Origin of the sequence: Weissella sp. DD23 (genome assembly GCF_001579105.1) — a bacterium.
GTDB classification, from domain to species: domain Bacteria; phylum Bacillota; class Bacilli; order Lactobacillales; family Lactobacillaceae; genus Weissella; species Weissella cibaria.
Genome location: NZ_KQ970394.1, coordinates 59,228 through 63,849 on the forward strand (window position 1 = coordinate 59,228; position 4,622 = coordinate 63,849).

The 4,622-nt window shown below is 47.1% G+C and carries 4 protein-coding genes; all 4 read left to right on the forward strand.

Annotation, left to right across the window (positions count from 1 at the left end; all coding sequences use genetic code 11):
• Positions 1 to 151 precede the first annotated feature (151 nt).
• Positions 152 to 1,390, forward strand: a complete 1,239-nt coding sequence (arcA, locus tag WEIDD23_RS07720; RefSeq protein WP_010371022.1) for an arginine deiminase — start codon at positions 152 to 154, stop codon at positions 1,388 to 1,390.
• A 29-nt stretch (positions 1,391 to 1,419) separates the two neighbouring features.
• The gene (gene argF / locus WEIDD23_RS07725; protein WP_010371020.1) at positions 1,420 to 2,466 is read left to right on the forward strand and encodes an ornithine carbamoyltransferase; all 1,047 of its coding nucleotides are present in this window, start codon (positions 1,420 to 1,422) and stop codon (positions 2,464 to 2,466) included.
• Positions 2,467 to 2,468: 2 nt separating this feature from the next.
• The gene (gene arcD, locus WEIDD23_RS07730) at positions 2,469 to 3,902 is read left to right on the forward strand and encodes an arginine-ornithine antiporter (protein WP_010371017.1); all 1,434 of its coding nucleotides are present in this window, start codon (positions 2,469 to 2,471) and stop codon (positions 3,900 to 3,902) included.
• Between the two features lie 17 nt (positions 3,903 to 3,919).
• The coding region (locus WEIDD23_RS07735) for an amino acid kinase family protein (protein WP_242865469.1) at positions 3,920 to 4,622 on the forward strand (703 nt) is incomplete at its 3' end.

Consider the following 4,622-nt stretch of genomic DNA (forward strand, 5'->3'; position numbering starts at 1 on the left):
TTTTTGCGCGTTTTTGTGTCTTTAGCGATTTGGCTAAAAATATCTAGACAAAGTGCCATATCGAGGCAATGGGTCTTGGTGCAATAATAATCACGTAGCAAAGGAAGCGCTTACAAAAGTGCTTTGTTAAAAGTTCATAAGGGGGAAAATCATGAACAATCCTGCGATTAATGTTAATTCTGAAATCGGTACACTCAAGTCAGTGCTTTTGAAGCGACCTGGGGCCGAGGTTGAGAATATCACACCAGACACAATGGAACGGTTGTTATTTGATGACATTCCATTTTTGAAAATTGCCCAAGAAGAACACGATTTCTTCGCCGATACGTTGCGCGATAATGGCGTTGAAACGTTATATGTCGATGATTTGGCGGTTGAAGCGTTAGATAGCGATGACGTGATTCGGCACCGGTTTGTCCAGCAGTACCTGGATGAAGCTGGCTACGGTATTGGTACGACACACGATGCCTTGTTTAACTACTTGGAGACGTTTGATACTCGGGACATGGTGACGAAGTTGTATGCCGGTATTCGACGTAACGAGTTTGATTTTGAAAATGATTCTTTGCATGATTTGGCAGGTCGCGATGCGGCGAACCCATTCTTGTTGGACCCATTACCTAATGCGTATTTCACACGTGATCCGCAAGCTTCAATGGGAAACGGTATCACCATTAACCACATGACGTATAAGGCCCGTCAACCAGAGTCGTTGTTTACGGAATTTATCATGCAGTATCACCCACGCTTTGCTGGGCATGTGGATATCTGGCGTGACCGTAACCACAACACACGCATTGAAGGTGGGGATGAATTGATTTTGAACGACCACGTGATTGCCATTGGGGTATCGCAACGCACGTCATCAAAGTCAATTGAAGCCTTAGCCAAGGAGCTGTTTGCTAATCCAAATAGCCACTTTGACACGGTGGTCGCTGTCGAAATTCCGCACAACCACGCCATGATGCACCTCGATACGGTCTTCACGATGGTTAACCGCGATCAATTTACGGTTTTCCCAGGCATTATGGATGCCGGTGGTCAAATGAACATTTTCATTATGACGCCAGGACCTGAGGGCACAGTGAAGTTGGCCCACCGCACCGATTTGGGCAAGACCTTGCAAGAAGTGTTGGATTTGCCAGAATTGGATTTGATTGAAACCGGTAGTGGTGATGAAATTGTGGCACCACGTGAGCAATGGAACGATGGATCAAATACGTTGACGATTGCACCTGGTGAAGTCGTGACCTACAACCGAAATTATGTCAGCAACGAATTGTTGCGTCGCCACGGCATTATTGTGCACGAAGTGATTTCAAGTGAGTTGTCGCGTGGTCGTGGTGGTCCACGTTGCATGTCGCAACCAATCTGGCGTGAAGATTTGTAACCAACAGACAAAGATGAGGAGTAAAAATAATGGCAATTAATTCAGTATTTCAAGGACGTTCATTCTTAGCTGAAAAGGACTTCACATCAGCTGAAATCCAATACTTGGTTGATTTTGGGTTGCATTTGAAGACATTACAAAAGAATCACATCCCACACCGTTACCTAGAGGGCAAGAATATCGCCTTGCTCTTTGAAAAGACGTCAACACGGACGCGTTCAGCCTTTACCACGGCAGCAGTAGAACTTGGGGCACACCCAGAATATTTGGGGGCCAATGACATCCAATTGGGGAAGAAGGAATCTGTTGAAGATACCGCCATTGTGCTAGGCAGCATGTTTGATGGTATTGAGTTCCGCGGCTTCAGTCAGGCGGATGTGGAAGGACTGGCCAAGCATTCAGGTGTGCCAGTTTGGAATGGTTTGACTGATCAATGGCACCCAACGCAAATGATTGCCGACTTTATGACGGTGAAAGAAAATTTCGGTCATTTGCGTGGCTTGACGCTCACGTTTGTGGGAGATGGGCGTAACAACATGGCAAACTCATTGTTGGTTACGGGGGCCATGCTAGGTGTAAATATCCACATTGTCGCGCCTGAAGAATTGCATCCAACGCAAAAAGTGGTGGATTTGGCCAACACGTTTGCAAAGGAAACCGGAGCAGAGCTACTCGTGACAGCTGATATCGATGCAGGCGTCAAGGGTTCAAATGTTATTTACACAGATGTTTGGGTATCAATGGGTGAAACAGACTGGGAGACCCGTGTGAAGTTGTTGACGCCTTATCAAGTTAACATGGCGATGTTGCGTAAGACGGGTACGCCAGATGATGAGTTAATCTTTATGCACTGCTTACCAGCTTTCCACGACGTGAATACAAAGTACGGCCAAGAGGTACAAGCCCAGTATGGCATCACTGAAATGGAAGTGACGGATGAAGTCTTCCGCAGTAAGTTTGCGCGTCAATGGGACGAGGCTGAAAACCGCAAGCACTCAATTAAGGCGATCATGGCAGCGACATTGGGTAACTTGTTTATTCCCGATGTGCCAGCGCTTGAAGAAAACGGTAAGTAGCTATGGCAGATACTAAGGATCACGGGATTGCGCTACCGGCCTTAGTTGCCCTTGTTATTAGTTCCGCAATTGGAGCCGGCATCTTTGATTTACCGGCCACGCTTGCGCAAGGGGCAACACCCGGTGCCGCCATCTTAGCCTGGATTATTACTGGGGTTGGCATATTGATGTTAGCGCTTAGCTTAAATAATTTGGTATTGAATAAACCTGAATTAACGGGTGTATCAGATTACGCGCGGGCTGGTTTTGGTGACTTTGCTGGGTTCATTTCTGGTTGGGGGTACTGGCTATCAGCGTGGCTTGGTAATGTGGCGTTTGCCACGATGTTAATGTCAGCGCTAGGGTACTTTTTCCCGGCGTTGCAGTCCGGCAATAGTGTGCCAGCAATTGTTTTGGCGTCACTGGTGTCGTGGGCGTTAACGCTTTTGGTGACGCGGGGTATTGAATCAGCTGCGGCAATCAACACGATTGTTACAATTACGAAGTTGGTCCCAATTTTTGCTTTTGTGGTGGTAGCCATTTTGAGCATTAAGGCGGGCGTATTTACGGCTCATTTTTGGCAAAATATGAGCACCAATGTGGGGGGTAAACTCGTCTTTAGTTCAGCGACTGGTGCTGGGATTGCCGAGCAAATCAAGAATTGTGTCATGGCAATGATGTGGGTGTTCGTTGGTATTGAAGGCGCTACGATGATGGCGGCACGCGCCAAGAAAAAGTCTGATGCGGGTAAGGCGACAATTATCGGGTTGATTTCGTTGTTGATTATCTACATGGTGGTCTCAATCTTGCCATATGGCTACCTATCATTGCAGGAGTTGCAACATGTGCAGCATCCAGCTTTGTTGTACTTATTTGAAAGTATGACCGGTCCGATTGGTGGTGCGTTTATCAGTATTGGGTTGATTATCTCGATCTTAGGGGCATGGTTGTCATGGACGATGTTACCAGTGGAAGCAACGTCATTAATGGCAGAACAAGGTTTGTTACCTAAGTGGTTTGGTGTTTTGAATAAGTACCGGGCACCCCAACATTCATTGTTGTTAACTCAGGTATTGATTCAAATCTTCCTGATTACGCTTTTGTTTACTGACGAGGCCTATAATTTTGCCTACTCATTGTGTACGGCAGCGATCGTAGTTTGCTATGTCCTAGTGGGGGCCTATCAACTAAAGCTGGGGTTACAACTGAAAAAGCTGTCGGTTATTCTACCGGGGTTGATTGCAGTTGTCTTTGAAGTGACCGCGATTGTATTTTCAGGCATGCAGTATTTATGGCTCTGCACGATTCTTTATGTCTTAGGGTTCATGCTGTATGTGAGAGCACGGCGAGAAGTCCAACAGGCGATTTCAAAGACAGAGCTCATGATGATGGGTGTCGTAATTGTTCTCGCACTGGGCGCCATTGTGGCCTTAGCAACAGGGAACTTAAAGATTTAAGTAAAGGAGTGTCGCAAATGACGAAACGAATCGTTGTGGCTCTTGGGGGTAACGCCATTTTGACGGACGATCCAAGCGCAGCCGCACAACAACAGGCAATCCAGCAAACCGCGCAACAATTGATTAATTTCTTAGCGGCTGGGGATGTGCAACTTGTTTTGACTCATGGTAATGGGCCACAAGTCGGTAATTTAGTGCTCCAACAATTACAAGGTAGTTCGGTGAAGAACCCGGCAATGCCGTTAGATACGGTTGGGGCGATGACGCAAGGCGAAATTGGCTTATGGCTGGCCGATGCCTTGAATTATGAAATTAGTATTCGTGGTTTATCACAACGGGTGGCCACGGTATTAACGCGCACGGTCGTTGACGAAGCTGATCCAGCTTTCCGTCAACCAACAAAGCCAATTGGTCCGTTTTACACGGTTGATGAACTACCGGCGATTAAGCAGCAGTATCCAGATTGGCAATTTGTCGCTGATGCTGGCCGTGGTTTCCGCCGGGTTGTCCCATCACCTAAGCCGGTTAGTATCATGGAGGCCGCTGAAATTCAGGCCTTGGTACAAGATGGCGTGACATTAATTGCCGGCGGTGGCGGTGGTGTACCGGTGATCGAAAAAGAAGGTCACGTGACAGGGGTCGAAGCAGTTATTGATAAGGATTTTACGGCAGCTAAGCTAGCTGAACTGGTCGACGCCGATGAATTGTTGATTTTGACGG

Coding starts and splice junctions, on each gene's coding strand:
- arcA (WP_010371022.1), top strand. CDS start 152: ATGAACAATCCTGCGATTAATGTTAATTCTGAAATCGGTACACTCAAG.
- argF (WP_010371020.1), top strand. CDS start 1,420: ATGGCAATTAATTCAGTATTTCAAGGACGTTCATTCTTAGCTGAAAAG.
- arcD (WP_010371017.1), top strand. CDS start 2,469: ATGGCAGATACTAAGGATCACGGGATTGCGCTACCGGCCTTAGTTGCC.